Below are 26,348 nucleotides of genomic sequence, written 5' to 3'. Positions count from 1 at the left end.
TCAGCCCCTGGGCAGCCAGACACGCATGGCACCGATCTCCCGGTTCGCCCACGCGTAGTACGGCACCGCTACGACCTCAACCTCGTCACCGGTGGCGTCCTCGACCCCAGGCCGGAAGGACCAGCCGGGTTGATGCCCAACCCCAACACGCCCCTGGGCTCTCAGCACAGTCACGCCATCCAGAAGCTCCGACGTCTCGGCAGTAGGTGCCTCGGGCAACAGATGTACGTCGTCCACGTTCGCGGAGTTGTCCGCCTGCTCGACGGCGTACACGAGCGGACCACGCTCGAGAGCAACACAGCCGCGAACCGCGTCGATCCGGGGATCTGCTCCGACCACCCTGGACTGCAGCGGTAGCTGGAGGTTGATGTCGGTGCCGGTCACGCGGGCGTACGTGCCGGGCTGAGCCGGCTCGCCGTTGACGGTGGCACCTTCTGCCCACGCAGGAATGCGCAGCTCGACAACGGTCGGTTTCGGAGCCGTGATGCGGACTGTGCCGTCCCACGGGTAGGCGGTCTCCACCTGCAGGTCGCCGATCACACCGGTCGCGTACTGGTGGATCTGAATGGCGTCGTCAGTGGTCGTTGCCAGGTAGCCGTCGAGACTCGACAGCGTGCGCATGATGTTCGGCGGGCAGCAGGCGCAGTCGAACCAGCCGCGTCGTCCGAGCGCCGGACTCCGCCCGTTGTCCGGGTGCGCTGCCCCGCGCAACTGCAGCGGGTTCACATAGAAGTACTCCGTACCCGACAACGACACACCCGCGAGGAAGCCGTTGTAGAGCATCCGCTCGATCGCGTCCGCGTACGACGCCTCGCCCGTCGCGAGCAGCATCCGCCACGCCCACTGGATCCCGCCGATCGCCGCACACGTCTCGGCGTACGCACGGTCCGTCGGCAGCTCGTACTCGTCGCCGAACGCCTCGCCCTCCCAGCGCGCACCGAGACCGCCGGTGACGTACGTCTTCGTCGACCACATGTGGTCGAACTGCCGCTTCAGCGCCTCGAGCAGCTCCGCGTCGTCGGTCTCCAGCGCGACGTCGGTCGCACCCGCGGCCAGGTAGACCGCGCGGACCGAGTGCCCCTCGACTGTCGTCGCCTCGCGGACCGGGACGCGGTCGGAGAAGTACGTCGGCGAGTGGCCGTGGTGCTCGATGATCCCGTGACCGCGCGCCTCGACGAACCACTTGGCCAGGTCGAGGTACGCCGCCGTACCCGTTTCTCGATAAAGCTCGACCAGGGCCATTTCGATGACCGGGTGACCGTCGACGTCAACGGTCTTGCCGTCGCCGAACGTCGCGACCAGATGATCCGCAAGCTTGGTGGCGACGTCGAGCAGCGCGGTATCGCCGGTGCAGCGGACCTGCGCGACCGCGGCCTGGATCAGGTGGCCGGCGCAGTAGTGCTCGTGGCTCCAGACGAGTTGCTGGTAGCGACCCTCGTCGCCGTACCGGAGCTGGACGACCGAGTCGAGGTACCCGTCCTCGCGCTGCGCGGCCGCGACCACCGCGGTCAGGTCGCGGATGCGCTTGAGCAGGTCTTCGTCGGGGTTGCGCCCGTACTCCCAGGCGGCGGCCTCGAGCCACTTGTAGACGTCGGAGTCGGCGAAGATCGGGCCGATCGCCTCGCCCTCGCCGATCCCCGCGGCGAGGCGGAGGTTCTGCAGGTTGCCGGCCTTCTCGAGCTGGTCCTGGCCGCTGGGGATCGCGTCCAGACCGTTGCGGGTCTGCCGTGGCGCCCAGAAGCCACCGGTGATCGTGGCCTGGCCGAGTCCGAGCGGGCGGCGGCGCCCCTTGGTGCTGGCGGCCGGGCTGCGGGGGGCTGCGCTCATATCGCGTGTCTCCTGAAGTTTAGGAAAATCCGGAACACGTTTTCCTGCACGAAGGTAGAGCCGCTGCAGCACAACGTCAACCCTTGGGGCTAGACTTCCGGAAACCCCGGAAAGGAGTTGCCGGATGGCGTCATCACTGCGCTCGCAGCCTCGGATCACCGATGTGGCCGCGTTGGCGGGTGTCTCCACGAGCACGGCGTCGAAGGCGCTCAACGACACCGGCCAGCTCCGCGAGGAGACCCGCGAGCGCGTACGCCGGGCCGCCGAGCAGCTCGGATTCACGCCGGACAGCCGCGGCCGGGCGTTGTCGTCCGGGCGGAGCTTCACGGTCGGGCTGATCACCACCGACAGCTCCGGCCGCTTCAGCATCCCGATCATGCTCGGCGCCGAGGACGCACTGAGCGCCGGCGAGATGGCGCTCGTCCTGTGCGACACCCGCGACGACCCGCTCCGCGAGCAGCACTACCTGAAGTCGTTGGTGTCCCGCCGGGTCGACGGCATCATCGTCACGGGTCGGCGGACCGAGCCGCGGGCGCCGATCGACGTACCGATCCCGGTGATCTACGCGTTCAGCCCGTCGACCGATCCGGACGACACGTCGGTGATCGTCGACGACCACGGCGGCGCCGGCTCGGCCGTGCGCCACCTGTTGTCACTCGGCCGCTCGAAGATCGCGTACGTCACCGGGCCGGACTCCCACCACAGCGCGCGGGTCCGCGCCGCCGCCACCATCGAGGCCGCGGGCGACGCGTTCGCCGGCGAGCCGCTGCACGGCGAGTGGAGCGAACGCTGGGGCCGGCACGCGGTCGACGTACTGCTGCGCGCGCAACCCGCCGTCGACGCGATCGCCTGCGGAAGCGACCAGATCGCTCGCGGGGTCTGCGACCGTCTGCGCGAGCTGAGCCGCTCGGTCCCGGACGACATCGCGGTCACCGGCTACGACAACTGGTCGGTGATGGCGCTCGCCAGCCGGCCGCCGCTGACCACCGTCGACATGGAGCTCGAGGAGCTCGGCCGCCGTACGGCGAACCTCCTCCTCGACGCGATCGCCGGCTCGGCCCATCCCGGCCCGATGGAACTCCCCACCCGCCTGATCACCCGCGAATCGACGCTGGGCACCTGACCTGGGCACCTGAACGTCACCTCGGCGACTCCCAGTAGTCGCCGAACGCCCCCTAGATTGGTGCGGGTGCTGCGCAAGCTCGTGATCGGCGTAGCGGTGATCGCCACTCTGGTGGCGGGGGTGGGCACCGCACGCCTGGTTCTTGATCCCACCGGTGGCGTAGTGAAACAGCTGGCGTTCCTGCGCGCCGAGATCTCGGGCGGAGCCGATCGGGCCGCGCAGAAACAGTTTCCGGAAGGCTATTTCTTTCTGAACGCGCTCTACGGTCTCAGCTGGGTCCAGGTCGGCCTCGACGATCCAGTACGGTCCGCCGATGCGACCGCCGAGGTCCGCTGGTCCCTCGACCGACTCGCCTCCGCCGACGGTACGGCGCCGTTCGACGCGTCGCTGCAACCGCAGTACGGCGTCTTCTACGCGGGCTGGACGAACTGGCTGCGTGGCGGTCTGATCGCGCTCGGCCATTCCGACGCGGCCGACCTCGACACGTTCACCAGCGAGTCGGTCGAGCTCGCCACCGCGTTCCGGACCGCGAAGACGCCGTTCCTCGCGGCGTACCCGGGTCAGGCCTGGCCGGTCGACTCCGCTGTCGCTATCGCCTCGCTGCGCCAGTACGACGCGTTGATCGCGCCGCGGTTCGGGCAGATCGCGCGGAACTGGGTGACGATGGCGAAGACCAAGCTGGACCCGGCGACCGGTTTGCTTCCACACCAGGTGGCGCCGCAGGTGGTCGGCGCGCGTGGTTCGTCGCAGGCGATGATCCAGCGGTTCCTGGTCGACATCGACCCGACGTTCGCGCGTACGCAGTACGAGATCTTCAAGGACAAGTTCGTGACCGGGGCCGGCGTCCGCGAGTACCCGAAGGGCACCGGCGGTAAGGGCGATGTCGACTCCGGGCCGCTGGTGCTCGGGATGAGTCTGTCGGCGACGGTGGTCGCGATGGGTGCGGCGCGGGTGCACAACGATCCGCTCGGCGACCGGCTCTCGCGTGAAGGTGAGCTGATCGGACTGCCGTTCAGCGGGCTGAAGACCAAGCGGTACGTGTTCGGCGCGGTGCCGATCGGGGATGCGTTCCTGGCCTGGTCGACCTCCGCCCGGCCGTTGGTCGCACCCGAGCAGCCGAGGCTCGACGGCGGCTCGGGCTGGTGGCGGCTTCCGTGGTTGGTCGTGCTCTGGTTGCCGGCGTTGATCCTGTGGGGCGCGCTCCGGCTCAGGCACCGCGGCCGACGACGGAGGCGTGCACACTAAGGTGGTTCTGTGCAACGGATCTCGTCGCGGAACGCCAGGTTCCAGGTGTGGCAGGCGTCGCTGACCAATCGGACCAAGCGGCAGCGCGCCGGCGAGTTCCTGGTCCAGGGCGTCCGGCCGATTTCTGTTGCCGTAGACAACGGTTGGCCGGTGCGGACGGTGATCACCGACGCCTCCCGGCCGCTGTCGAAATGGGCGTCCGAGTTGCTGCAGCGTCTGCCTGATGTCGAGCGGGTCGCGATGGCGCCCGAGCTGCTGGCGGAGCTCGGCGAGAAGGACGATCCCGAGCTGATCGCCGTACTCGAGCTGCCCGCCGACGATCTCGATCGGATCCCGGTCGGGTCGGACTTCCTCGGCGTCGTGTTCGACCGACCGACCGGGCCGGGGAACATCGGGTCGATCATCCGGTCCGCGGACGCGTTCGGCGCCGACGGCCTGATCGTCACCGGGCATGCGGCCGATGTGTACGACCCGAAGGCGGTCCGCGCGACGACGGGCTCGCTGTTCGCGGTTCCCGCCGTACGCGCGCCTTCCCATCGCGAGGTTCTCGACTGGGTACGACGTTCATCCGTGCCGATCGTTGTCGTCGGCACCGATGAGCACGGGCCGACCGACGTCTACGACTTCGACTTCACGCAGCCCGTCCTGCTGCTGATCGGCAACGAGACGGCCGGTCTGAGCACGGCGTGGAGAGAAGCAGCCGACCACCTGGTCCGCATCCCCATCACCGGCTCAGCCAGCTCGCTCAACGCGGCCAACGCCGCAACCGCAGTGCTGTACGAGATCTCGCGCCAGCGTTCACGCGCGGCACAGTAGCTCGGCGTGCAGGATCGAGATCGTCGCGTCCGGCGTGGCCGTCCAGGTCCGCCAGGCTTGCGAGATCGCCTCTAGCTGCTGCTCCGGTACGCCGGCTGCGCGGGCCTGATCCGCGAGCGCGGACTTGAGGATGCGGTCCGCCCACATGCCGCCCCAGAACGCACGATCTTCGGGGTTGGTGAACGCCCAGGTCGACGTGGTCGCATCGACGTTCTCGAAACCGGCAGCGAGAGCCCAGGACAGAAGACGCCGACCGGCATCCGGTTCGCCGCCGTTGGCACGGGCCATCCGCTGGTAGAGCGCCATCCACTCGTCCAGCTCGGGCAGCTCCGGGTACCAGACGAAGCCGTGGTAGTCCGAGTCGCGTACGGCGACGATCCCGCCCGGCTTGCAGACCCGGCGCATCTCGCGCAACGCCTGCACGGGATCTGCGACATGCTGCAGGACCTGGTGCGCGTGGACGACGTCGTACGTGTCGTCCGGCAGGTCCAGCGCGTGCACGTCCCCGACGACGAAGTCCAGGTCGAGGTCCACGTCGGCGAACGTCGCCTTGGTGATGTCGAGAGCGGCGTCGTTGGCTTCCAGCGCGGTGGTCCGGCCGGGCTCGACCAGGCGGGCGAGGTCGGCGGTGATCGTGCCGGGACCGGCGCCGACGTCGAGCAACGACATCCCCGGCCGCAGGTGCGCCAGCAGATAGCCGGCCGAATTCTCGGCGGTGCGCCAGGTGTGCGATCGCAGGACCGACTCGTGATGTCCGTGTGTGTACACGTTGTTCATCCCAGGCTCCTTTGCCCTCTCTCAACAGTCTCCACGCTAATCCACAATCTTGATTTATGAGACATATCGTCTTGAGATACGAGACGACGTACCTGACCGAATATGGCCAGACCGACGGCCGGCCGACGGGCGAACCTTGAGGAACAAACCCTCAGGAGGATGCAGATGTTGGCAAAGGTGTTTCCGATCAAGCTGAAGGACGGCAACCAGGCCGCGGCCGAGGCGATCGTGCAGGAGTTCGGGCCGAAGGGGCCGGGCACGGAGGAGGGCACGCTGTCGTTCCGCGTGTACCGCGACCCGGCGAAGCCGGACTACCTGTTGTTCGTCGAGCACTTCGCGGACCAGGCGGCGTACGACGCGCACACCGGGTCGTCGGCGTACAAGGAACTGATCGCGGGCCGGTTCGCCGACCTGATCGTCGAGTTCGTCGAGATCGACCACGAGCTGCTGGTCAGCCTGTGAGCACGCAGAACGAGTTGGCGCGGCAGTTGCGTTCGTTGCACGAGCAGCCGCCGCTGGTGCTGCCGAACGCGTGGGACGCGGGTTCGGCACGGGCGATCGAGGCCGCGGGTGCGAGGGCGATCGCGACGACGAGCGCGGGTGTCGCCTGGGCGCGTGGTGTCGATGACGCGGGCGGTCTCGATCAATCGTCCGCGGTCGTGGCGCTGCGGTTGATCTGTGCGGCGGTCTCGGTGCCGGTGACGGCGGATATCGAGGCCGGGTACGGCGATGTCGCGGGCACGGTGAGCGGCGTACTCGAGGCCGGGGTGGTCGGCGTGAACCTCGAGGACAGTACTGGGCGGGTGGTTGATGATCCGCTGGTGCACATAGAGCGGATCAAGGCGGCGCGGGCGGCGGCTGTTGCCGCGGGCATCGAGTTGGTGATCAACGCGCGGACCGACACGTACCTGTTCGGCGACAAGACCGGGACACTCGAACGCGCGAAGATGTACGCCGATGCGGGCGCCGACGTCCTGTTCGTACCCGGTGTGGTGGACGCGGCAACGATCGCGGAACTGGTCGAGGGGTCCCCGCTGCCGCTCAACGTGATGGTCGGCCCGGGCGCACCGTCGGTCGGTGAACTCACGAAACTCGGCGTCGCCCGGATCAGCGTCGGCCCGGCGATCACGGGTGCGGCCTACGCGCTGGCCACGGCTGCGGCGAAGGAACTCTTGAACGCCGGCACCTACAACTCGTTGACCAGTTGATAGACGGCGGCGAGCGAGCGCCATGGGCGGAGGCGCTCGCTCTCGCCCGGCAGCGGCCAGGCGTCACGGGCACCGAGGCGGAGCGCGACCTCTTCCGCCGCACGCTTGCTCATCACTCGCGCCAACGGCTTCACCTCACCATCGAGAACAATGTTGCCGTCAGCAACCTCTCGCGCGAGCGGCCCGACCAGCTCCGCGTCGGCCAGGGCCGCCGGTCCGGGGAACGCGTGCGTCAGCCCGTGAGCGAGCCCCGGCACAGGTACGCCGTACACCTCGACGAGCTTGTGAAGTGCATCGGTCGCGTCTTCCGGCGGCAACTGATCCCGGACAACCGCTGAAACAGCAACCTCGAACGGCCCCCACGCACCGGGCACCCGAACCCCCGGCCGAGCCGCAACCAACGGCCCGAACTCCGGATCCGCCGCCAGGTGCTCACGAGCACGCACCGGCTCACAGTCCAGACCGACCAAACACGCGGCCCGGTCCACGACATGCATGACGCCTTCCCAGTACGGAAGGTGCGCTCGCAGGATCAGATGATCATCGCCACCCGGACCCACCTCCAGCACCCCGGGCTCACCGTCGAGTGAGATCGTCCGCCGATAAACCCCGCCCTCGACCGACTCGACACCCGGGATCGCCCGCGACCCCAGGAACGCACACATCGCCTCCCAGTCGTACGGCGGCGTGAACGGCAACCGCAGCACCAATCCCCCATCCGCCGCCAGCCGATCACCGCGACGTCGCCGGTCGCGGAGCTCGCGCGGTGACGCCCGGAAGATCTCCCGCATCGCCCGGTTGAACTGCCGCAGGCTGCCGAAGCCCGACGCGAACGCGATGTCCGCGATGCTGAGATCGCTGTCGTCCAGCAACCGCCGCGCGAAATGCGCCCGCCGCGAGCGCGCGAACTGGTCCGGCGTGACGCCGAGGTGCTCGTTGAACATCCGCCGCAGATGCCGCGCGGACACCCCGAGCCGCGCCCCCAGCGCCTCCTCCCCGGACTCGTCCAGCAGACCGGTGATGATCAACTGCACCGCGCGACAGACCAGCTCGGGCGTCTCGTCGGCAACCGTCCCGGCCACCCGGTACGGACGGCAGCGCAGGCAGGCGCGATACCCGGCGGCCTCCGCGGCGGCGGGCAGCTCGAAGGTGCTCACGTTCTCCGCGAGCGGCTTGGCCCCACAACCGGGCCGGCAGTAGATGCCGGTCGTCCGAACAGCGGAGTACGTCGTCACGGATCCAACGCTAATCACGCCCACCGACAGTTCCTGACCTCGGTTTTACACCGCGCGCCGACCGTCACCGATAAGGTACGGCGAGTGCATTCCAAACCTATGCTTGTCGTGGTGAGTGGTCCGCCCGGAACCGGGAAGACGACTCTGGCGCACCGGATCGCGACTGCGATCGGCTGCCCGGCGATCTGCCGCGACGAGATCAAGGAAGGCATGGCGCACGCGACACCGGGATTCGTCCCTGGTCCCGGTGACCCGCTCACGATGCGGACACTCTCGACCTTCTTCGACGTGATCGGTCTGCTGATCGGCCGCGGTACGACGGTGGTCGCGGAGGCGGCCTTCCAGGACCGGCTGTGGAACCCCGGGCTGACGCCGCTGCTCGGTCGCGCGGACATCCGGATCGTGCACTGCGAGGTGCCGGCCGAGGTCGCATTGGCGCGGATCAACGCCCGTACCACCTCGGATCCGCGCCGCTCGGCGCACGAGGACGCGCAGATCAGCCCGGACGCCCGGCTGCGGACGCACAACTCCTTCCAGCCGGTCGATCTGCCGGTCCCGTCCATCACCGTCGACACCACCCGTGAGCCATCTCTCGACGAGATCCTTGCCTTCCTGTCCTAAGGTCGGTCCCGGATCGATCGAGAGGGGCTGGGGATGCTGGAGCGGTTTGCGGGATTGACGACGGCGCATGTCGCCGATGCGTGTGTGCGGGCGGGCGTGCCGGTGCGGACGGTGTCGCTGACGGCGGTCGTCGGCGAGCGGGTCGCGGGGCGGGTGTTGCCGGCTCAGCATGTGGGCAGCGTGGACGTGTTCCTGGAGGCGTTCGAGTCCGCGGCGGCGGGCGACGTACTCGTCGTCGACAACGGCGGCCGACAGGACGAGGCCTGTGTCGGCGATCTGGTCGCGTTGGAGGCCGCGGCTGCCGGGATCGCGGGGATCCTGATCTGGGGACTGCACCGGGACACGGTCGACATCACCGCGATCGGGATGCCGGTGTTCAGCCTGGGTGCATTGCCGACCGGCCCGTTGCGGCTCGACCCGCAGCCCGACGATGCGTTGTCCAAGGCAACGATCGGCGAGTGGACGGTGACCCGCGACGACGTCGTACTCGCGGATGAGGACGGCGCGATCTTCGTCCCCGCGGATCGGGTGGAGGAGCTGTTCGGGCTGGCGGAGTCGATCCGGGACACCGAGCATCGGCAGGCGGACGAGATCCGGGCCGGGCGGTCGTTGCGGGAGCAGGTGCGGTTCGCGGAGTTCCTGACCGCGCGGGCGGCCGATCCGTCGTTGACGTTCCGGCAACATCTTCGTGCGGTGAGAGGAGCGATCGAGGAATGAGCGCAGGAACCTGGCAGTTGGGCGACGTGACCGTCAACCGGATGGGCTTCGGCGCCATGCGGATCACGGCGAACCCGGACCGTTCGGTGGCGATCGCCGTACTGCGTCGCGCGGTCGAGCTCGGTGTGAACCACATCGACACAGCCGCGTTCTACGCGTCGCCGGGTGGGACGCTGCGGGTGGGCGAGGGCGAGAAGCGGTTCGCGAACGAGCTGATCCGCGAGGCGTTGGCGCCGTACCCGGACGGGCTGGTCATCACGACCAAGGTCGGACCGGGTGAGGATGCCGAACGCGGGTTCTACAACGCGACGACGGCCGCCGAACTGCGGGAGCAGGTGGAGACGAACCTGCGGCAGCTCGGCGTCGACACCCTCGACGTGGTCAACCTGCGGATCATGAAGAAGCCCGGCGAGGACTCGATCACCGAACGCTTCGGCTGGCTCGCCGCCCTCCGCGACGAAGGCCTGATCCGGCAGCTCGGCGTGTCGAACGTCCGGCTCGATCATGTCGAGGAAGCGCTCGCGATCGCGCCGGTGGTCTGCGTACAGAACAGCTACTCCGTCGATCTACGCGGCGACGAGGACGAACTGATCCGCTTCTGCGCGGACCGCGACATCGCCTACGTCCCGTTCTTCGCCATCGCCGGCTCGTCACGCGAGGGTGGCGCGACCGCCGACCACTCCGCAGCCATCGAGAAGATCGCCGCCACGCACAACGTCACCCCGCAACAGGTCCGCCTCGCCTGGACCCTCCACCACTCCCCGAACATCCTCGCCATCCCCGGCACCGGCAACCCCGCCCACCTGGAGCAGAACATCGCGGCGGGCGGCCTGGAGTTCAGCGCCGAGGAGCTCGCGACCCTGGGCTGATCAGACCGAGGCTGCGGCGCGGACGGCGGGGACGATCTCCTGCGACCAGCGGGTCAGCTGGACGTCGTACGGGTCGGTGCCTCGGGGGAAGAGGGTGAAGCCGGCGGCATTGTGGTTGAGGATGGCGTCGGTGAGCTCTTCGATCCACTGCGCCGGGGAGCCGCCGATCCAGCGACCCTCTTCGTCTCGGGTTCGAGGGAGTGGGGTAGCGGTGATCGCGCCGGGGAAGTTGTAGACGGTCGCGATGTCGGACGGTTTGCGGCCGACCGCGAGTGCGGCCTCGTCAATGACCGGGCGGGCCTGGAGGTAGCCGTCGCTCAGCCAGTCCGCAGCGTGGCCGGGGATCCACCCGTCGGCGTGCCGACCGGTCGCGGCGAGCGACTTGCGGCCTTTGGAGCCGGTCCAGATCAAGGGCGCGGGTACGGCGGCCGGCCGGAGCGCGCCGATCGGGTAGTGCTTGGTCGGCTCCGGGCGCCCGCCGTCGGACATCGAATGCACCAACTGCATCGCCTCCTCGAACGCTTCGACCGCCTCGGCGGGACGCAGCTCCGGCACGCCCATCGTGGTGATCCGGTCCCACGCGCCGCCGGCGCCGAGACCCAGCACGAATCGCCCGCCGGACAGGGCTGACAGCGACGTCGCAGTACGAGCAAGAACCGGCGCGGGACGCAGCGGCAGGTTGGTCACGTTGACGAACGCGGACAGTCGCTCGGTCCGGCCGAGGATGAACGCGATCGCGGCGTACCCCTCGAGCAGGTCGGGGACGTACGGATGGTCCGACAGGCTGACGTGGTCGAGGCCGTCGCGGTCCGCCTGCGCGGCCAGCCGCAGGATCGCATCCACATCGCGCAGGTGGTCGGGTGAGCCGTAACCGAAACGCACAGTCATGTCGTCGCCTCTCTCAGATAGTTCGAACACCTAAACAGTAGCACCACGAACTATCGTGCCTACGAACTATCCGGCCACCGGACTACCATGGGGGCATGGTGACGACGACGGCTCGGGATTCGGACCTCGCGAGTGCGCTGGTCCAGACGATGCACCGGCTGCAGGACCTGCACGCCGAGACCAGCCGGCCGCTCGGCCTGACGCCGCAGCAGGCGCATCTGCTCTGCGTCCTGATCACCGGTCCGCTCGGCATGACCGAGCTCAGCCGCATCCTGAGCATCGAGCGCTCGAGCCTGACCAGCATGGTCGACCGCCTCGAACGCCGCGACCTCGTCGCCCGCGTCGCCAACCCCGCCGACCGCCGCGCCTGCCGCATCGAGCTCACGCCCGCCGGCAAGGACCTGGCCCACCAATGTCACGACGCGGTCGTCGACCGCATCGCGACCTTGACGGCAGACCTCCCCGTCGCCACCCGCACAACCCTCACCACGGCCCTGAAGTCGATCCTCACCCAGTGACCTACCAGTTCGCCGACCACGCCGGCGCCCGCATCGCCTACCGAGCAAGCGGTTCCGGCCCGGCCGTCGTACTGATCAAGAACAACCGCCGACCGTCCGACTTCCCGATCGCCGATTGGCTCGCCCAACGATTCCGGGTCCTGCAGATCCACCCGGTCGGCTTCGGCGCCAGCGACCGCCCGAACGCCTACGACTTCGGCAATATCGGCGACCAGGTCCTCAAAGTGCTGGACCGCGAAGGCATCGATCAGTTCGCCGTCTGGGGTTTCTCCCAACCGGCCTGCATGTCCGCGATCGCCGCCCGATCGACGGATCGCGCGACTGCGCTCGTCATGGGCGGTGTCCCGCCGATCGGCTTTCCGGCCGACGGAGAAATGCGCCGGATGGAACGCGAGCCACGGCTCCCCCGACCCGCGCTGGAGTTCTGGCGGAGCTATCGCTCGTACGACTGGCACCACGAGCTCCGGCTCTACCCGGGCGCGAAGATCGCGTACCTCGGCACCGAGGACCCAGCGATCCGGCGCTTTCGCAGACTCAAGCCCGTCCTGGAAGGCATTGGCTTCACGTACCTCGAGTTCGCGGGCCTGACCCATTCCACCTGCGGGTTGGGCGACGCGTCGGCCGATGGTCGGCGCGTCGCCCAGGCCGTCGTGGACTGCCTGATCAGCCGCGGCGCGGTCGCTTCAGAGTGAACGACTCGAACTCCGACAGCTCACCGCCAGGCCCGAGTACGTCGTAGTACGTGACCGCCATCGTGGTCTGACCGCCGGGGTGACCGGGGTCGACCGTGAACGCTGCAAAGCCGTAGGGGTGGGCGGCGTTGCGCGAGGCGGACCAGGGCGCTGGCTCCGTGACGTAGACCGGCGGACGCTTGCCGGTGGTCGGATCCGGTGCGCCGACCGAGGTGATGACGCGGCAGGCCGGCGGGTTGAACAGCACGCCGTTCGAGCCCACCGACGTACCGCCGCCACCGATGACCATGTGGACGGTGCCCTTCGACGTGTCGACGACATCGGTCCGCGTTGCGGTCGGGATCGGGGTCAGTGTCTGGTTGGGCTGCTGGCCGCGGATCGGGTGCGAGCGCTCGTAGTGGTGTTCGTGCCCGCAGACCACGAGATCGACGCCGTACTTGTCGAACAGCGGCACCCATTCCTGCCGGATGCCGAGGTCGGCGCCGTTGGCCTGGTCGGCGCTGCTGACCACGACCTGGTGCATGCACACCACGATCCAGTCGATGTCGCGGTTCGCATTCGTTGCCTTGAGCTCCTTTTCCAGCCAGGCCTTCTGCGCGCCGCCGGAGTACCCGCGGACGTAGCTGTTGCCGCCGTCCTGGTAGCAGACGTCGTCGTTCGCCAGGCTGATCACGCGCACCGAGCCGACCGTGAACGCGTACCAAAGACCGCGCGTCACATCTGTCTGGCCGGTCTGGCGCGGCAGCGAGAAGTACGTCTGGTACGCCTCGTAGCCGATCGGGCCGTTGCCGAGCTCGTTCTCGTGGTTGCCGGCCGACGGCATCCACGGGCGGTTGCGTGCGCTGCGGGTGTTGTTCTCCCAGAAGTCGTTCCAGGTCCGCACGCGATCGTCGGCCAGATTCGCGTAGCAGAGATCGCCGTTGAACAGGTGGAACAGCGGACGGACCCGCTCGACCCCGGCAGTGACGTCGCCCGCGGCCGGCGAGCCGAGGTTGTCGTTCACGAACGGCGGGTTCGGGATCGTCACACCGGGCGGCGGTACGTACCGCTTGCCCAGGGTCGGCGTGCCCTGGTCACCGAAACTGGTGAAGGTAAACTTGGCCCGGACCTTCGGCGCGGTGTGCAACGTCCCGAACTCGGCCTCGGCCCCTTCGTGTACGGCGGCGTACACGTACTCGTTGTTCGCGCGCAGCCGGCTGATCCGAGCGTGGTGGACGTACACGTTCTGCCCGGACTTGGCGTCGGTGTAGCTGGTGCTGACCGCGGTCACGGTCCGCTCGAAGTCCCCGTCCGGACCACCGAGCAGGACCCGCGGCCGTCGTACCGGCTGGCGACTGTGCCAGGAGACGACGACCTCGGACGCCGCGTCGGCGCCGAACTGCAGGTGCAGGCCGCCGACCCGGGGCGTGGTGACCGGGTCGGCGGCAGGCGCGGACTGCAGGACCGGAGCGGCCTGGGCGGGCGCTGCAGTTGTCAGCAGCGCTCCGCCGGTGACGACCGCGGCAGACGCGAGAATTCCACGCCGTGAGAAGTGCGACTCGAACAGCTCTTCGTCATCGATCACACTGTCACGCTGAGCGCCCCAGATGAATCCGGGGCCAATTCACTACCGCCTGCCGCCGAACTCCCAGGGATGTACCTCGGCGTCCGCGGCCTGCAGCAACTCGGCGGCAGCTGCCGCGTCGGGTGCTTCGACAAGGCCCGCTCGCCCCACGTGTACGTCGCCGTCGAGCAGGTCGCCGTACACGATCAGGTGGTCCGACGTCAGCGGTCGCGGGCCGTCCTTGGTGAGGACGAGGTAGCGGCCGAGGCCGTCGACCGCGGTCGTGAACTCCCACATCGTGCGGCCGGTGTGGTTGTGGAAGCGGTACAGCTCGACCGTGTCGAACGCGCCGCCGAGGTAGTACGGCTCGTCGTACGCGAAGGTCTTCAGGGCCTCGTCGTCCGGGAGGTCGACGATGTGCAGGCTGCCGGTCGACTCCTCCCGGTCCTCGGTGAGGGTCGGGCCGCGGGCGATCAGCTCCTCGGCGTACCGGTCCATGAAGGCCCAGTGCCCCTCGGTCAGCCGGCCCTTCAGTTCGCCGGTGCCGGCCCGATCGCGGCCGTGGACGAAGTACTGCGTCACTGGCCGGCCAGGTGCAGACGCAGGATCGTGTCGTAGTCGACGATCTCCACCCCGACCGCGGGCACCACCGTCTCCTGGCTCGGGACGATCAGCAGCTGCCGCGGGTCAGTCACCTCGACGTCGTACTTCGACTTCACCTGGGAACGGTTGTCCGCGGTGCCGAAGTACTCCGCGTACTGCTCGAGCTCGGCGGCGCTCTCCAGGATCGGCGTACGGAACGAGCGACGACGCTTCTTGCCGTTGACGACATCGACGACCGGGAGCTCGAGGCGACCGACGATGTGACGGCCGTCGGCGCGCTCGAGGATGAAGTCGGGCTGCAGGTCGTCGTCGAGCGACGGCTGCCGGAGCAACCGGGTCGCGCCGAACGTCGACAGCAGGATGCTCTCATGCTTCTCGAGGAACTCGTCGACGGTCGCGTCCTGCAGACCGTGCGCGAGGTACGTGCTGTCGAACGCGTCCGCCTTCAGCTCGGCCGGGTCGACCGGCAGGCTGATGGTGCCGATCGGGTCGAGGTGCGGCTGGGAGTTGGAGTAGTTGCGCAGGAAGTCCAGGTACTTGTCGACCGGCTCCGAGCGGTGGATCGCCAGCGCGAAGAACACCCAGTGCGCGCGCAGCGAGTCGCCGGTGCCGTGCACGAGCAGCGTCCGGTCGAAGGTCGAGTAGTTGCCCGGCGCGAACCGCAGCAGCTCGTCCGCGGGGCCGACTACCTCGGTGCCGAGCATGTTCGCGGCGGTCGGGAACCGCTTGTCCAGCGACTGCCGGCCCTGCTCGGTCGCGATCGTCGCGTCCTTGAACCAGTTCTGCCCTTCGAGGTTCGCGACCACGGTGCCTTCGCCGACTCCGAAGTACTCCTCGACGCTCGCGCGCTTCTGCCGCCGTACTTCGGGGCTGCGGTACTCGCGGCTCAGTCCGACCAGTTCGAGGATGTTCCAGTCCGGCGTCTCGGTCAGCACCATCATCCGCGGGAACAGCATCGGCCCGGCCAGCTCACCCCGGTGGCTCACCGGCAGGTGCCCGGCCGCCTCCTTCAGGTGCTCCCCCCAGAACTGTGCGTTCACCTTGACGAACTCAGTGGGTTTCATTGCTCTCCTCGCTCGGACACTCCGTCATAACCGACAACTCCCGCCCAAGCAGACCCTATTCCCCACCGGCGTGGCGCACAGGCCGAGGCCCGGCCGGGGGCGTTCCCGGCCGGGCCTCGACGAACCGCGTGGATCAGCCGCGACCGACCGTGATGGTCGCCGAGGTCGTGACCGGCGCCAGCGATGCGTCGTCGGTGTACGGGCGCATCGAGTCGTTCGTGACCGACACCGTGACGGTGCCCGGACGCAGAGCGGTCAGAGTGCGGGTTGCCGGATCCAGTACGGCGACCTTCCCGGCGTACCGCGCCTTCTTGATCGCGTCGGAACCGGACCCGATGGCCAGACCGGACGAGCCGCTCCAGTGCACCGACATCGGGTAGCGCAGCGGTACGACGCGGGTCCCGGCGCCGACGCCTTCCGGCTGGACGATGCTGCCGCTGAGCTGGGTGGTCGTACCGGCCTTCAGCGAGGTCGGCGCGGTGAGCGTGATCGACTGCGCGAACGCCCGTACGTCGGCCTCGAGCCACTGCTGGTCGGCCGGCTTGTGTGCGTCTATCGACCAGTCGACCCATCCGGTGAAGCCGCCGCGGTCCGGCGTACCGTACGGGTCCTTGCCGGAGGACGGGAGCACCGTGTACGGCACGCCCTCGACCCGGTGCACGTTGGCGACCTGTGCGTGCGAGCCGACCATCGCCGCGCCTTTGTCGGTCTTGCCGCGGAAGTCGGTCAGCATCTTCTCGATCAGCGCGACCTCGTCGCGGTCACCGAGCTGGCTGGACTTGGTCTCCTCCGGGTCGTCGACCGGGTGGTGCGCGAAGACCATGACGTTGTGGATCGACCGGTCGTGCGCGGCGCTGTCGAGCGCCGTCTTCAGCATCGGGAGCTGGTCCCAGTCCGACGCACGAAGGCTGCCGAGCGAGCTGGCGAGCAGGATGAAGCGGGTGCCCTTGTGGTCGAACGTCCGGTACGGCTGGCCGAACTCCTTGGTGAAGTTGGTCAGGTCCTGCTGGACGTTGTTGAGCCCGTACGACTCGTGGTTACCCGGCACGTAGTAGCACGGGACGGTCGAGCCCTTCGGGTTCGGCGTGCTGTTCGGCGGCGGCTCGTGGCCGACCGGGATCAGGTCGCAGCCCGCATCGGTGAGCACCTTGCGCGCGAGCGTCAGGTCCTCCGGCAGACCGCGGTCGGTGATGTCGCCGTTCAGCACGACCAGGTCCGGATGGGTCTTGCGGATCCGGGCGAGCGCCGCCGTCGCGACCTGCGACAGGGCCGGGTTGTCGGCGGTGAACTGGACGTCCGACAGCGTCGCGAACTTCCAGGTGTCATGACCGCCGGCCAGACTGCCGTCGGTCGAAACGAGCGGGTCGGCGACCAGGTCGGGCTGGGCCGGGAGGTCGACCGACGTCGGTACGTCGGCCTCGAAGCGGTCGAGCACGAACGTGCCGGCCTTCTGCTGCGCGACCGCGGTGTTGATCCCCTGGAAAGACGAGATCGAGATCGGGTACACCGTGTTCGCCGGCAGGGTCCAGGTGACGTTCTGGTAGTCCGGGCCTGCCTTGAGTCCGGTGCCGTAGACACCGAGGGACTTGCCGTTCCCGTCGATGAGACCGACGTAGTCGAGCCCGCTCGGTACGTCGATGCTCGACTTGATCCGCAGCCGGAGCCGCAACGGCTGGCCGGGGACCTGGATCCGGTTGGCGGCGCCGTTGGCCGAGATGCCGACGTTCCGCATCGCGGGGAAGTCGATGCGCAGTCCGTCCGGGTCGACCGAGCGGGTCGTGGCCGCGGTGCTGTTGTTGTTCCATCGCGCGAGGACGTCGTCGTCGAACTCGTACAGGACTTTGGTCTGCACGCCGACCGTGATCGGCAGCTTCACCGACTGGCCCGCGGCCGAGATCGTGAGGATCGTGCCGGCGTTGGTGAGCGGCGTGATCCTCAGCTTGCCGTCGACGGACTGCACGTCGACGACGCTGTGGTCGTAGTCCAGCTTCAGGTCCCGCGGGTCGACCGGCGCCGTGTAGCCCTGGTCGTCGCGGCCGGTGACAGCGACGCTCACGGCATCGGCCGCGGTCGCGTCGGCGATCGACAGCTTGGCGGTCGACGGCTCCAGGCTCTTCAGCGGCCCGAGTACGTCGACCTGCTGTGCGGCGTGGGTTTTGCCGTACGTCGTACTGACCGTGATCGGACCACGTGATCCGGCGGTGAGCGAGCCGTCCTTGATGCTGCCGCCCTTCGCCTTCCACACCAGCTTCTTCGGGTCCGGCGTGACCGGGGTCAGGTGGTTGTCGACCGCCTTCACGGCGAGCCGGCGGTGCATCCCCGGGAAGACCTTGATGCCGCCGTCGGCCGCGGCCTGACCTGCGCCGGGCTTCAGCAGGAGCTGGTCGACCTTGCCGTCACCGCGGCTGACGAAGACGCCGACGCCGTTGGGGTCATTGCGCTCCTGGCCGTCCGACGGGTTGTTGCGGACCGAGACGCCGTCCTCGCCGAGAGCGCGGGCGACCATCGTGGTCGAGCCGCCGCCGTCGAGGTTGACGGCGGTCTCCACGCCGCGGGCCGCGAGTTCCTGGGCCTCGCGGTCGATGCCGATACCGCCCTTGCCGGTGCCGCCCGGGCCGTCCCAGGTGGCGAGCATGAGGGTACGGCCGCCGTTCTTGAAGCCGAGCGCCGTACGCGGGGCGATGGAGGTGTCGAGGCCGGGGACGACCTGGCCTTTATTCACGATCGTGCCGCCCTGGCCGAGGGCGAACTTCATCGTCTTGGCAACGTCGTTGGCGAGTGCGTAGTGCAGCGTCAGCGCATCGCCCGGCTGCAACGCGCGTAGTGCGGTCGCGGCTGCGTCGCGGCCGACGAGGTAGAAGCCATCCGCCGGGATCGGGCCGGAGCCGGCCGTCGGGCTGACGCTCACGACCTTGCCGTTCTGGACGAGTACCTCGGCGAGGTCGGTGACGCCGGTGAAACCGCGGCCGCGGCTGTACTCACCCCAGGCCGGGGTGTAGGCGACCAGGCCGTTCGCAGGTACTCCGCCACCGTTGGCCGCGTTGAGGGTCAGGACCTTGTGGTCGGTGCCGGCGAACGTCGCGGTCGCGTCGACCGCCAGATCGACCAGCTGCGCGATGCCGTCCTTGCTGACCCCGACGTGCTGACGGCCGCCGGCGTCGGCGGACTTGATCAGCTGACCGTTCTGGACCTCGCCACCGAGTGCAGCGTTGCTGTTGCCGATGTCGAAGAACTCGCCGTTGACGCCCGCGACCGCTCCGGCCTTGTTGGCGGAAACGCTCAGCGGGCCGCCCGAAGCGACCGGACCGGAAGTGAGGAGGTCGGTGCTGACGGCTTTGTCAGCGAGATCGATGCTGAGGTACTGCGCGTCGATCCAGCCGCGCTGGTCGACGCTCTTCACGTGATTGAGCGCGATGCCGGGCCCGACGAGTTCGGTCGTGTTGACCAGGGCGAGACCCCCGGCCGGCGCGTCGGCGGCGTACCCGAGAGCCGGGAGGGACCACAGGGATGCTGCGGCCGCGGCGGCCACCATCCCTGTCGCCAAGCGATGACGAGATTTCACCGTTGACCTGTGCTTTCTGAAGGCGCGATGGCAGGAGCTGCCACTCTTCACCTGCTCGACAACGGTTCGGTTAACCGTTGACGACACCATCAGGTCAACATGTAGGCCAGTTACCGCTCGACCACGCGCTGGTACTTCCGCCGTGGCCGCGAAGTCGGCAGTCTGTACCGGTGGCCAATACTGAGGTTTTGGGGAGTCTGCGTTCAGCGGACGGTCAGGGAATCGTGCACATCGAGAACCGGTTCCGCGCCGGCATCGACGATCTGTGGTCGGCCTTCACCGATCCCAGCCGGCTGGCGCAGTGGCTGGGCGACTTCGAGGGTGACCTCGAGCTTGGCGGCAGCTACCGGGCGCACTTCTTCTCCAGCGGCGCGGACATCACCGGCCGGGTCGAGGCCTGCGAGCCACCGCGCCACTTCACGGTGGCGAACAAGGGCGCGCAGGCCTCGAACGAGCAGGTCGTCGATGCTGTATTGACCGCCGACGGGGACGACACCATCCTCGTGCTCGAGCAACGCGGCCTCCGCCTGGACTGGATCGCCGCGTTCGCCGCCGGTCTCCAGATCCACCTAGAGGACCTGGCCTCCCACCTCGCCGGCGGCGGCCGGTGCGACTCCGACGCCCGCATGAGCGAACTCATCCCGGCGTACGAAGCCGTCCCGATCGACGGTCGATAGCCTCGGGCTACTTGAAGCGGCGTACTTCGTGGGGCCAGCCGCAGGCCTCCGCGACCTTGCCCGCCCACATCTTGGCGGTCTCGTCGTCGGGCACGTCGACCACGGCGAACCCGCCCAGGAACTCCTTGGACTCGACGTACGGCCCGTCCGTGATCAGCACCTCGCCACTGGTCGGGTCGGCCGCGTAGATCGGGCCGTCCTCCTCTTCCAGTCCCCCGGCGAACACGTACACCCCGGCCGTCTTCATGTCCTCCACAACCGCCTTGGCGAGCGGCCCGCGCCCGCGGAACCACTCCTCGGTGTGGTCACCCACCCACTGCTGGTTGAAGTACATGAGGTACTCAGGCATGCCTGCTCCTTAGCTAGGGCGGACCCCACGCCCGCCTCCACCCACGCTACGAACACCACGACCCGATTCCGACACAACCAGCAAAAGTTTCTCCAAAGCCGCTCCTACAAGCTGAACGCGATCGACCGCAGGATCAACGCCGCGAAGAACACCGCCGTAAACGCCAGATCAAGCGCAAACCCCCCGGCCCGCACCGGCCGCAACCGCCGCCGCACCGGCGCAATCACCGGCTCAGTCCAAGCATGCGTAACCGCCCGCAACCGCCCAGCCCACTGCGGCCCATTCGCCAACACCCCCGTCCAGTCCAACACCATCCGCACAATCAACAAGAGGATGAACGCCGACAAGACATACCCAACAAGGTCACCGATGAGGCTCATAACCAACTCCTCCAACACGACCAATCCAGCCGCATCACCAGTATCCCCACCACCCCAACCACCACAGGTGAGCGAGCGACCTTTATGACCACTGACTGAGAGCGGTGCGAAGGAAAGCGTCGCGCCTTTCGGTGACGGCAGCGGCGCCCAGGAGGCTACCGTCGTCGGCGAATCCCGCCCAACCGTCCATCACTGTCGGCGTGTTCAGCGCGGCGACGGCATCCCAGTAGGGCACGCCGACTGCCTCCCGGCCCGCCTGCCGCTCCCAGCCCTCCAACACATGGGACGGCGCGTCCTGGCCGTACTGAAGGGTCACCTGCATCCGCAGGCTACCGAGATCGACGCCCGGATCACCAGCCCCGGCTGTATTCCAGTCGATCAGCGCAACGCAACGGTCACCCTCCCACAGCATGTTGCCGCCCCAGGCGTCACCATGCACGAACACCGACGCGACTGCCGGCATCCCGTGCGACCTGACCCGCTCGTCGGCCTGCTGCAACAAAGGTGTGGTCGGCATCAGGCCCCGCCGGCGTTCATCGGCGCGGTCGTCGACGGCGCACGGCCGGGGCCGGTACGGCAGGTGGGCCTGCGGAACCAGCCTGAAGGCGTGGACCCTGGCAAGGGCCGCTCCCGCTTCGCGGAGCCGGGCGACCGAAACCGTCGGCGAGAGACCGGCGCTGCCGGGCAGGAAGGTCTCCAGGGTGGCGACGGTTCCGCTCGCCTTCCCGTCGAGATCCGCAGCGATCAGCCGCGGCGCGGCCAGGCCATGAGCCTCGGCCAGCTGAAGCGCGCGTGCGTTCGTGATCACCCACGCGGCGGCGATCCATCCCCGGACAGGGACCTTCAAGATCACGTCCCTGGTCCGGGCCGCCGGTCCTTCGATCCCCAGCCGGAACGTGCCCGAAGGGCGGTGCTCGCCGCGGGTCAGGCCCTCGGACGAAACGACACTCGTCCCGCCAACCGCCTCGGCCGCCCAGCGCAGAACCTGGTCATTCGGCATCTTGCCTGTGTCTGCTCTTGCCATTTCATTACGCTATGACGCAGCAGTGGCTTCCCCTGAAACTTTGGCACAAAACGATGGCCCGTGATCTGCGTTTCCGCAGGTCACGGGCCTCTTTACCGCACACTCTCACACTTGTGGCGGGTGCAGGGTTCGAACCTGCGTAGGCATACGCCGACAGATTTACAGTCTGCTCCCTTTGGCCGCTCGGGCAACCCGCCAGGGTGCTGCCGGTTCGTGAACCGGCGTGGGAGACGATACAACAGGTAGTGGCCCTGACAGCAAATCGGAAAGGATGTGCCCATGGCTTCGGAGTCCTCCTTCGACATCGTGAACAAGGTGGACCGTCAGGAGGTGGACAACGCCGTGAACCAGGCGGCGAAGGAGATCAGCCAGCGGTTCGACTTCAAGAACGTCGACGCCGGGATCAAGTGGTCCGGCGAGGCGATCGACATGCAGGCGAACACCGAGGAGCGGGTGAGCGCCGTACTGGATGTGTTCAAGGACAAGCTGGTCAAGCGGCAGATCTCGCTCAAGGGGCTGGACGCGGACGAGCCGAAGCTGTCCGGGAAGATCTACAAGATCACCGCGACGATCGACGCCGGCATCACCCAGGAGAACGCGAAGAAGCTCTCGAAGCTGATCCGCGACGAGGGCCCGAAGGGCGTGAAGGCGCAGATCCAGGGCGAGGAGCTCCGCGTCTCCAGCAAGAGCCGCGACGACCTCCAGGCGGTGCAGGCCCTGATCAAGGGCCAGGAGCTCGACTTCGCGGTCCAGTTCGTCAACTACCGCTGACCAGCACGCCCGGTAATCGGCTCGCTCCCGGGGCGGTTGCCGGGCATGCTGGCGGGCGTGGGTGAGACGTTGCTGCGGAAGTGGTTGCTGGCGGACTTCGGGCTCGAGGTGGTCGAGCTCACACCGGTGGCGTACGGCGCTGACGTCGCCGCGCAGGTGTGGAAGGCCGGTACCACGACCAACACGTACGCCGTGAAGTGGAGCGCCGCCGGGACCAATACCGGCCATCAGGTGGCGGCGTTCCTCGCGGACAGCGGCCTGCCCGGCGTACCGGAGCTGATCCGGACCACGGAGGGCGGGCTGTGGTCCGTCCACGCGAAGAAGCGGCTGACGATCACGCCGTGGATCGACGGGGTCCGTGCGGCGCAGAGCGGGCTGACGGACGAGCAGTGGTCGGAGTACGGCGTACTCATCCGGCGGGTGCATGATTCGGAGCCCCCGCACCGGCTGCGGGACGCGTTGCCGAAGCACAGCCACATCGACGTTCGGATGCCGGCCATCGCGCAAGAGGTCGACAAGCGCCTCGAGACACCCGAGGGGGAGGTCGAGGAGGAGCTGGCGGCGGTGTGGAAGCAGTACGACGACGTCATCGCCGACCTGCGCACCAACCGCCCGCCGGCGCCGTCCGGCCCGCGGGTGATCTGCCATGGAGACCCGCACCTCGGCAACGTCCTGGTCGACGAGCACCTCCACCTCATCGACTGGGACGACGTCATCTTCGCGCCCCGCGAGCAGGACCTGATGTTCATGCTCGGCGGCATGGGCGACGTCGGCCCCACCACCTCCACCCAGCGCGACGCCTTCCTAGCCGGCTACGGTCCCCACTCCCTCGACCACGACGCCATCCATTACTACCGCCACGTCAGAGCCTTCGAGGACGTCATCAGCTGGTCCCACCAAGCCATCACCGGCCCGGACGAGTCCTACGCGCTGGCCGTGACCAAGGGCATCCTCGACCACGGCCTGGCTGCGTTGGCGGTCAGTGCCGAGCGCTGATCCAGCCGGCGACCTGCGTGCCCAGTGCATCGCCGTCCACCATCGAGTGACGGAAGTGCAGCCCTGAGACGATCCGAGCTTCTCGTACGTCGGCCCTCACCGCGGACAGGTTCGGATAGACGCGCGTGGTGCCGGTGACCAGGCTGGACATCGACAGGCGCACGTGTGAGGTGTGGAAGAACGCCTGCAACGCACCTGCCACTCCAGCGGTGAAGCAGGCATGGCCGGAGGGGTACTCCGGGTGGTTGACGTTCAGCAGCGACTGCCAGCTCGGATCGGCGTGCGTACGCGGGTTGCCGTCCGTGTTGGCGCGCTGGATCGCGTGGACCGGCCGCCACGACAGGTAGTGGAACTTGGCGTCCCAGCACGCGATCACCGAGTCACCGGCCGACACATGCACCAGGGCGAGCATCCGCGCAGCCGCAGCCATTGAGAGGTGCCGGTCAGCCGCCAGCTGCAGCAGCGCCCGACTCCACTGCTGTGCGGTCTGCTCCGACCAGAACATCGCCGTCTCGGTCTGCTTCGCCGTACGGGTAGTACTGTCCGCCCGGCCGAGCGATGCGACCTCAGCGACGTCCCGTGCGTACCGCTTGCTCGTCAGCGCATCCGGCCCGTCCGGACGGAACTGCGCCCGATACCGCAGCGCCAGCGGCCGGACCTGCGTCAGCACAATGTCCACCGGCGGAGTAGGCAGCGTCGGCTCCCACACCCCCGGCCCCGGCGTCCGCTGCACGTAGGGCACGGTGTTGCCCAGCCCATCCCCCGCACGCCACGCCAGTACGGCGGCCGCCACCGACCGCCCCAGAACCACACCGCGCTCCTTCGCCGCCCCAGACGGCACCCGCGCCAGATAGTCGGCGTACGTCGAGTCCAGCCCAGCCGCATTAGGCACGCGAGCCCGCAGTACGTCGTACGCCGCCGTAGCAACCGCCGCCGCCGGAGACGCCCGACGATCCGTCCGTACGGCGAACTTGAACGGCCGACCGTATCCGAGCCCAGCCACGGTATCCGCGATCGCAACGTGCACGATCCCGAGCAACACCTCCGAGCTGGCCGGCGGCCGCCCGGCCACGATCGCCTGCGTCGCGTACCGACTCCAATCAAGCACCGGCGCAGCATCGCTCACACCCGCCGAACTCGGCGGCGGCGACAGACCGACCCCGGTCAGAACCAACGATCCAGTCAGCAGCAACGCAAGCCGGCGAGTCAGCAGTTTCACGGTCGTTCCTTCCCGAGAACGGGCGGCGCGATGCCGCCCCTCATCCACCGTCGCCGCGCCGGGTCCGCGCGTGCCATACGCAGTTCGACGTATTGCCCGGTAGCGGATCGGGCCTAGGCTGAATTCAGGGGGAGGGCAGTCATGGAGCAATTGACCGTCACCGAACGCGATCTACGCCGCATGCTCGACGTCGTCGATCACCAGCGATGGGACAGCGCCGGCCAGGAGTTTCCGCGGGACGTACTTCGCGCGCTCCACGAGCTGATCCCCGCCGACGACGTCACGTTCCAGGTGAGCCGGCCGCACGATCGCGTCTTCATCGGTCTGGAGGAGCTGACCAGCGTGCCTCCGGGTCTGGACGACGACTGCGACGAGCTGTTCTGGCGGTTGTTCTGGCGGCACAAGACGTGCAGCCGGCCGCAGCGGACCGGTGACCACGAAAGCGTCTGGATGACGTCCGACTACCTGTCCATGCGTCAACTGGTGAACAGCGAGGCCGGCCTGTGGGACCGGATGAACGGAGTACGCAGCGAGATCGTGGTGCCGCTCCCGGAGCACGACGGCGAGGACCGCCGGATGCTCCTGTTCCGGACCACCGGGCCAGGTTTCTCCGAGCGTGAGCGGTTGATGCTTCAGCTGCTCCGGCCGCACCTGGTCGAGATCCGTCGCGACCTGGAGCGCCGCCGCGCCGGTATCCCTGAGCTGACCAGCCGCCAGTGGGAGTTGCTACGCCTGGTCGCCGCCGGGCACACCAACACGCAGATCGCCCGCCGGCTGTTCGTTGCCGAAGGCACCGTTCGCAAGCACCTGGAGAACATCTACGAGCGCCTCGGCGTGAACAGCCGAACCGCTGCCGTCGCTACAGCGTTCCCGGTCGCCGTCTCGGCCTAGGCGTGCCGCATCCACACGTTCGGTTCGACGTACGTGCCGAGGTCGGCCTCGCGGTCGATGGTCAAAGTCGTCAGGCCCGCCGGAATCGTGTAGATGCCGGTCGACGGGAACAGCATCTTGGTCCACTTCTCCCAGTCGGCGACAGTGCCCGTCATCGTCTGGGACGCGGTGGCCGGTGCCAGCAAGGTGGCGCCCAGGCGGACGTGCGTGCGAAGCCACGGGTCCAGCGGCAGGCCGTCGTCACGAGTCCAGTGCATGAAGGTCTCGATCGGGGTGAGCGGATAGCTCGACTTCAGGGTAGGGCGGACGGGCGCGATCACCTGGCCGAGGCCGCGGGCGATCGCCCGCTCGCGGACGGCGGTGATGACACGGCCCGCGTGGCCCTGGCCCTGTTCGTCGGAGCGCACGGCGGCCGCCATCAGCACGAACGTGTTCGGTACGACGCCCTGCTCGTACGACGTCACCGACCGCGCCAGCGAGTCCGTGAACCCACCGGGCAGATCGCCGACCGTTCCGTCCCACGCGATCGGAACACCCCAGCAGCCCCCGATCAGCCGCTCGTCCGACACCAGGTAGAACTCCCAGTCCGGGAAGTACTGCACCCGCCGATCCCGGTACGGCGTGACGCCTTCGTCGTGGAAGATGAACTCCGGCCACTCCTCGACGAAGCGCCGCTCGGCCTCTTCGTCGTACTGCGGGCCGTCGGCGGCCGGGATCAGTTCGTACATGCTCG

The 26,348-nt window shown here is 68.4% G+C and carries 27 protein-coding genes and 1 tRNA gene; 14 read left to right on the top strand and 14 right to left on the bottom strand.

Annotated elements, in window-relative coordinates:
- Positions 1-1,827 (bottom strand): glycoside hydrolase family 127 protein, encoded by a 1,827-nt coding sequence (locus ACFWUU_RS19770; RefSeq protein WP_380177210.1) that lies wholly within the window; start codon positions 1,825-1,827, stop codon positions 1-3.
- Between the two features lie 124 nt (positions 1,828-1,951).
- Between ACFWUU_RS19770 and ACFWUU_RS19765 the strand changes: the two genes are divergently transcribed.
- The 3 genes from ACFWUU_RS19765 (at position 1,952) to ACFWUU_RS19755 (ending at position 5,011) form a co-directional block, all read left to right on the top strand.
- The gene (locus ACFWUU_RS19765) at positions 1,952-2,950 is read left to right on the top strand and encodes a LacI family DNA-binding transcriptional regulator (RefSeq protein WP_137258576.1); all 999 of its coding nucleotides are present in this window, start codon (positions 1,952-1,954) and stop codon (positions 2,948-2,950) included.
- A gap of 66 nt (positions 2,951-3,016) precedes the next feature.
- The gene (locus ACFWUU_RS19760; protein ID WP_380177209.1) at positions 3,017-4,195 is read left to right on the top strand and encodes a hypothetical protein; all 1,179 of its coding nucleotides are present in this window, start codon (positions 3,017-3,019) and stop codon (positions 4,193-4,195) included.
- Positions 4,196-4,204: 9 nt separating this feature from the next.
- A complete protein-coding gene (locus ACFWUU_RS19755) occupies positions 4,205-5,011 on the top strand; it encodes a TrmH family RNA methyltransferase (protein WP_380177208.1) in 807 nt (268 codons plus the stop codon).
- Here ACFWUU_RS19755 and ACFWUU_RS19750 read toward each other — a convergent pair.
- Positions 4,994-5,788, bottom strand: coding sequence for a class I SAM-dependent methyltransferase (locus ACFWUU_RS19750; protein ID WP_380177207.1), 795 nt, complete (start codon positions 5,786-5,788; stop codon positions 4,994-4,996). The genes ACFWUU_RS19755 and ACFWUU_RS19750 overlap by 18 nt on opposite strands.
- Positions 5,789-5,947: 159 nt before the next feature.
- Between ACFWUU_RS19750 and ACFWUU_RS19745 the strand changes: the two genes are divergently transcribed.
- Positions 5,948-6,250, top strand: coding sequence for a putative quinol monooxygenase (locus ACFWUU_RS19745; RefSeq protein WP_170989984.1), 303 nt, complete (start codon positions 5,948-5,950; stop codon positions 6,248-6,250).
- Complete coding sequence (locus ACFWUU_RS19740) at positions 6,247-6,996, top strand: isocitrate lyase/phosphoenolpyruvate mutase family protein (protein ID WP_380177206.1); 750 nt, start codon at positions 6,247-6,249, stop codon at positions 6,994-6,996. Before ACFWUU_RS19745 ends, ACFWUU_RS19740 begins: the two co-directional genes overlap by 4 nt.
- Here ACFWUU_RS19740 and ACFWUU_RS19735 read toward each other — a convergent pair.
- On the bottom strand, positions 6,975-8,231 hold the full coding sequence (locus ACFWUU_RS19735; protein ID WP_380177205.1) for an AlkA N-terminal domain-containing protein: 1,257 nt from the start codon (positions 8,229-8,231) through the stop codon (positions 6,975-6,977). The two genes, ACFWUU_RS19740 and ACFWUU_RS19735, sit on opposite strands and share 22 nt — an antisense overlap.
- A gap of 111 nt (positions 8,232-8,342) precedes the next feature.
- On the opposite strand from ACFWUU_RS19735, the gene ACFWUU_RS19730 reads away from it, so the two are divergent.
- The 3 genes from ACFWUU_RS19730 to ACFWUU_RS19720 are packed head-to-tail and all read left to right on the top strand — an operon-like array spanning position 8,343 to position 10,438.
- On the top strand, positions 8,343-8,852 hold the full coding sequence (locus tag ACFWUU_RS19730; RefSeq protein ID WP_380177204.1) for an AAA family ATPase: 510 nt from the start codon (positions 8,343-8,345) through the stop codon (positions 8,850-8,852).
- A 33-nt stretch (positions 8,853-8,885) separates the two neighbouring features.
- Complete coding sequence (locus ACFWUU_RS19725; RefSeq protein WP_380177203.1) at positions 8,886-9,569, top strand: RraA family protein; 684 nt, start codon at positions 8,886-8,888, stop codon at positions 9,567-9,569.
- A complete protein-coding gene (locus tag ACFWUU_RS19720; protein ID WP_380177202.1) occupies positions 9,566-10,438 on the top strand; it encodes an aldo/keto reductase in 873 nt (290 codons plus the stop codon). The genes ACFWUU_RS19725 and ACFWUU_RS19720 overlap by 4 nt, the downstream gene beginning before the upstream one ends.
- Here the strand turns inward: ACFWUU_RS19720 and ACFWUU_RS19715 are convergent, their stop codons facing one another.
- Positions 10,439-11,326, bottom strand: a complete 888-nt coding sequence (locus ACFWUU_RS19715) for an LLM class flavin-dependent oxidoreductase (protein WP_380177201.1) — start codon at positions 11,324-11,326, stop codon at positions 10,439-10,441. It abuts the gene before it with no gap.
- 95 nt (positions 11,327-11,421) lie between these two features.
- On the opposite strand from ACFWUU_RS19715, the gene ACFWUU_RS19710 reads away from it, so the two are divergent.
- Positions 11,422-11,844, top strand: a complete 423-nt coding sequence (locus tag ACFWUU_RS19710; RefSeq protein ID WP_380177200.1) for a MarR family winged helix-turn-helix transcriptional regulator — start codon at positions 11,422-11,424, stop codon at positions 11,842-11,844.
- Positions 11,841-12,536 (top strand): alpha/beta fold hydrolase, encoded by a 696-nt coding sequence (locus ACFWUU_RS19705; RefSeq protein WP_137258565.1) that lies wholly within the window; start codon positions 11,841-11,843, stop codon positions 12,534-12,536. The genes ACFWUU_RS19710 and ACFWUU_RS19705 overlap by 4 nt, the downstream gene beginning before the upstream one ends.
- On the opposite strand, the gene ACFWUU_RS19700 is transcribed toward ACFWUU_RS19705, so the two are convergent.
- The 4 genes from ACFWUU_RS19700 to ACFWUU_RS19685 form a co-directional block, all read right to left on the bottom strand.
- A complete protein-coding gene (locus ACFWUU_RS19700; protein WP_380177199.1) occupies positions 12,508-14,100 on the bottom strand; it encodes a purple acid phosphatase family protein in 1,593 nt (530 codons plus the stop codon). The two genes, ACFWUU_RS19705 and ACFWUU_RS19700, sit on opposite strands and share 29 nt — an antisense overlap.
- 42 nt (positions 14,101-14,142) lie before the next feature.
- Positions 14,143-14,661, bottom strand: a complete 519-nt coding sequence (locus ACFWUU_RS19695) for a YciI family protein (protein WP_380177198.1) — start codon at positions 14,659-14,661, stop codon at positions 14,143-14,145.
- A complete protein-coding gene (locus ACFWUU_RS19690; RefSeq protein WP_137258562.1) occupies positions 14,658-15,746 on the bottom strand; it encodes a hypothetical protein in 1,089 nt (362 codons plus the stop codon). Before ACFWUU_RS19690 ends, ACFWUU_RS19695 begins: the two co-directional genes overlap by 4 nt.
- 133 nt (positions 15,747-15,879) lie before the next feature.
- A complete protein-coding gene (locus ACFWUU_RS19685) occupies positions 15,880-19,290 on the bottom strand; it encodes a phosphodiester glycosidase family protein (protein ID WP_380177197.1) in 3,411 nt (1,136 codons plus the stop codon).
- Positions 19,291-19,496: 206 nt separating this feature from the next.
- Here ACFWUU_RS19685 and ACFWUU_RS19680 point away from each other — a divergent pair, with 206 nt between their 5' ends.
- Positions 19,497-19,985 carry an SRPBCC family protein gene (locus ACFWUU_RS19680; protein WP_380177196.1) on the top strand — a complete coding sequence of 163 codons (489 nt, stop codon included), beginning with the start codon at positions 19,497-19,499 and terminating at the stop codon, positions 19,983-19,985.
- A gap of 7 nt (positions 19,986-19,992) precedes the next feature.
- Here ACFWUU_RS19680 and ACFWUU_RS19675 read toward each other — a convergent pair whose 3' ends face one another.
- The 4 genes from ACFWUU_RS19675 to ACFWUU_RS19660 form a co-directional block, all read right to left on the bottom strand.
- Positions 19,993-20,334 (bottom strand): YciI family protein, encoded by a 342-nt coding sequence (locus tag ACFWUU_RS19675; protein ID WP_137258559.1) that lies wholly within the window; start codon positions 20,332-20,334, stop codon positions 19,993-19,995.
- A 104-nt stretch (positions 20,335-20,438) separates the two neighbouring features.
- Positions 20,439-20,714, bottom strand: a complete 276-nt coding sequence (locus ACFWUU_RS19670; RefSeq protein ID WP_380177195.1) for a YggT family protein — start codon at positions 20,712-20,714, stop codon at positions 20,439-20,441.
- A gap of 82 nt (positions 20,715-20,796) precedes the next feature.
- Positions 20,797-21,738, bottom strand: coding sequence for an aminoglycoside phosphotransferase family protein (locus tag ACFWUU_RS19665; RefSeq protein ID WP_380177194.1), 942 nt, complete (start codon positions 21,736-21,738; stop codon positions 20,797-20,799).
- 114 nt (positions 21,739-21,852) lie between these two features.
- A tRNA-Tyr gene (locus tag ACFWUU_RS19660) sits at positions 21,853-21,935 on the bottom strand.
- An 82-nt stretch (positions 21,936-22,017) separates the two neighbouring features.
- Between ACFWUU_RS19660 and ACFWUU_RS19655 the strand changes: the two genes are divergently transcribed.
- Both ACFWUU_RS19655 and ACFWUU_RS19650 read left to right on the top strand, forming a co-directional pair.
- Positions 22,018-22,509: a YajQ family cyclic di-GMP-binding protein gene (locus ACFWUU_RS19655; protein ID WP_137256674.1), complete on the top strand. Its 492-nt coding sequence runs from the start codon at positions 22,018-22,020 to the stop codon at positions 22,507-22,509.
- A 57-nt stretch (positions 22,510-22,566) separates the two neighbouring features.
- The gene (locus tag ACFWUU_RS19650; RefSeq protein WP_380177193.1) at positions 22,567-23,505 is read left to right on the top strand and encodes a phosphotransferase enzyme family protein; all 939 of its coding nucleotides are present in this window, start codon (positions 22,567-22,569) and stop codon (positions 23,503-23,505) included.
- Here ACFWUU_RS19650 and ACFWUU_RS19645 read toward each other — a convergent pair.
- Entirely contained in the window at positions 23,489-24,724 is a 1,236-nt protein-coding gene (locus tag ACFWUU_RS19645; RefSeq protein WP_380177192.1) for a vanadium-dependent haloperoxidase, read from the bottom strand. The genes ACFWUU_RS19650 and ACFWUU_RS19645 overlap by 17 nt on opposite strands.
- A 141-nt stretch (positions 24,725-24,865) precedes the next feature.
- Between ACFWUU_RS19645 and ACFWUU_RS19640 the strand changes: the two genes are divergently transcribed.
- Positions 24,866-25,615: a response regulator transcription factor gene (locus ACFWUU_RS19640; protein WP_380177191.1), complete on the top strand. Its 750-nt coding sequence runs from the start codon at positions 24,866-24,868 to the stop codon at positions 25,613-25,615.
- Here the strand turns inward: ACFWUU_RS19640 and ACFWUU_RS19635 are convergent.
- Entirely contained in the window at positions 25,612-26,343 is a 732-nt protein-coding gene (locus ACFWUU_RS19635; RefSeq protein WP_380177190.1) for a hypothetical protein, read from the bottom strand. The genes ACFWUU_RS19640 and ACFWUU_RS19635 overlap by 4 nt on opposite strands.
- Positions 26,344-26,348: the final 5 nt, after the last annotated feature.

The organism is Kribbella sp. NPDC058693 (assembly GCF_042715335.1).
Taxonomy (GTDB): Bacteria; Actinomycetota; Actinomycetes; order Propionibacteriales; family Kribbellaceae; genus Kribbella; species Kribbella jiaozuonensis.
This window is presented reverse-complemented; position numbering and strand designations above follow the sequence as displayed.

What these genes read in the sequence shown, in the direction of transcription:
- ACFWUU_RS19770 (WP_380177210.1), bottom strand. Translation starts at nt 1,827, where the DNA reads ATGAGCGCAGCCCCCCGCAGCCCGGCCGCCAGCACCAAGGGGCGCCGC.
- ACFWUU_RS19765 (WP_137258576.1), top strand. Translation starts at nt 1,952, where the DNA reads ATGGCGTCATCACTGCGCTCGCAGCCTCGGATCACCGATGTGGCCGCG.
- ACFWUU_RS19750 (WP_380177207.1), bottom strand. Translation starts at nt 5,788, where the DNA reads ATGAACAACGTGTACACACACGGACATCACGAGTCGGTCCTGCGATCG.
- ACFWUU_RS19745 (WP_170989984.1), top strand. Translation starts at nt 5,948, where the DNA reads ATGCAGATGTTGGCAAAGGTGTTTCCGATCAAGCTGAAGGACGGCAAC.
- ACFWUU_RS19725 (WP_380177203.1), top strand. Translation starts at nt 8,886, where the DNA reads ATGCTGGAGCGGTTTGCGGGATTGACGACGGCGCATGTCGCCGATGCG.
- ACFWUU_RS19720 (WP_380177202.1), top strand. Translation starts at nt 9,566, where the DNA reads ATGAGCGCAGGAACCTGGCAGTTGGGCGACGTGACCGTCAACCGGATG.
- ACFWUU_RS19715 (WP_380177201.1), bottom strand. Translation starts at nt 11,326, where the DNA reads ATGACTGTGCGTTTCGGTTACGGCTCACCCGACCACCTGCGCGATGTG.
- ACFWUU_RS19710 (WP_380177200.1), top strand. Translation starts at nt 11,422, where the DNA reads ATGGTGACGACGACGGCTCGGGATTCGGACCTCGCGAGTGCGCTGGTC.
- ACFWUU_RS19690 (WP_137258562.1), bottom strand. Translation starts at nt 15,746, where the DNA reads ATGAAACCCACTGAGTTCGTCAAGGTGAACGCACAGTTCTGGGGGGAG.
- ACFWUU_RS19675 (WP_137258559.1), bottom strand. Translation starts at nt 20,334, where the DNA reads ATGCCTGAGTACCTCATGTACTTCAACCAGCAGTGGGTGGGTGACCAC.
- ACFWUU_RS19670 (WP_380177195.1), bottom strand. Translation starts at nt 20,714, where the DNA reads ATGAGCCTCATCGGTGACCTTGTTGGGTATGTCTTGTCGGCGTTCATC.
- ACFWUU_RS19665 (WP_380177194.1), bottom strand. Translation starts at nt 21,738, where the DNA reads ATGGCAAGAGCAGACACAGGCAAGATGCCGAATGACCAGGTTCTGCGC.
- ACFWUU_RS19655 (WP_137256674.1), top strand. Translation starts at nt 22,018, where the DNA reads ATGGCTTCGGAGTCCTCCTTCGACATCGTGAACAAGGTGGACCGTCAG.
- ACFWUU_RS19640 (WP_380177191.1), top strand. Translation starts at nt 24,866, where the DNA reads ATGGAGCAATTGACCGTCACCGAACGCGATCTACGCCGCATGCTCGAC.
- ACFWUU_RS19635 (WP_380177190.1), bottom strand. Translation starts at nt 26,343, where the DNA reads ATGTACGAACTGATCCCGGCCGCCGACGGCCCGCAGTACGACGAAGAG.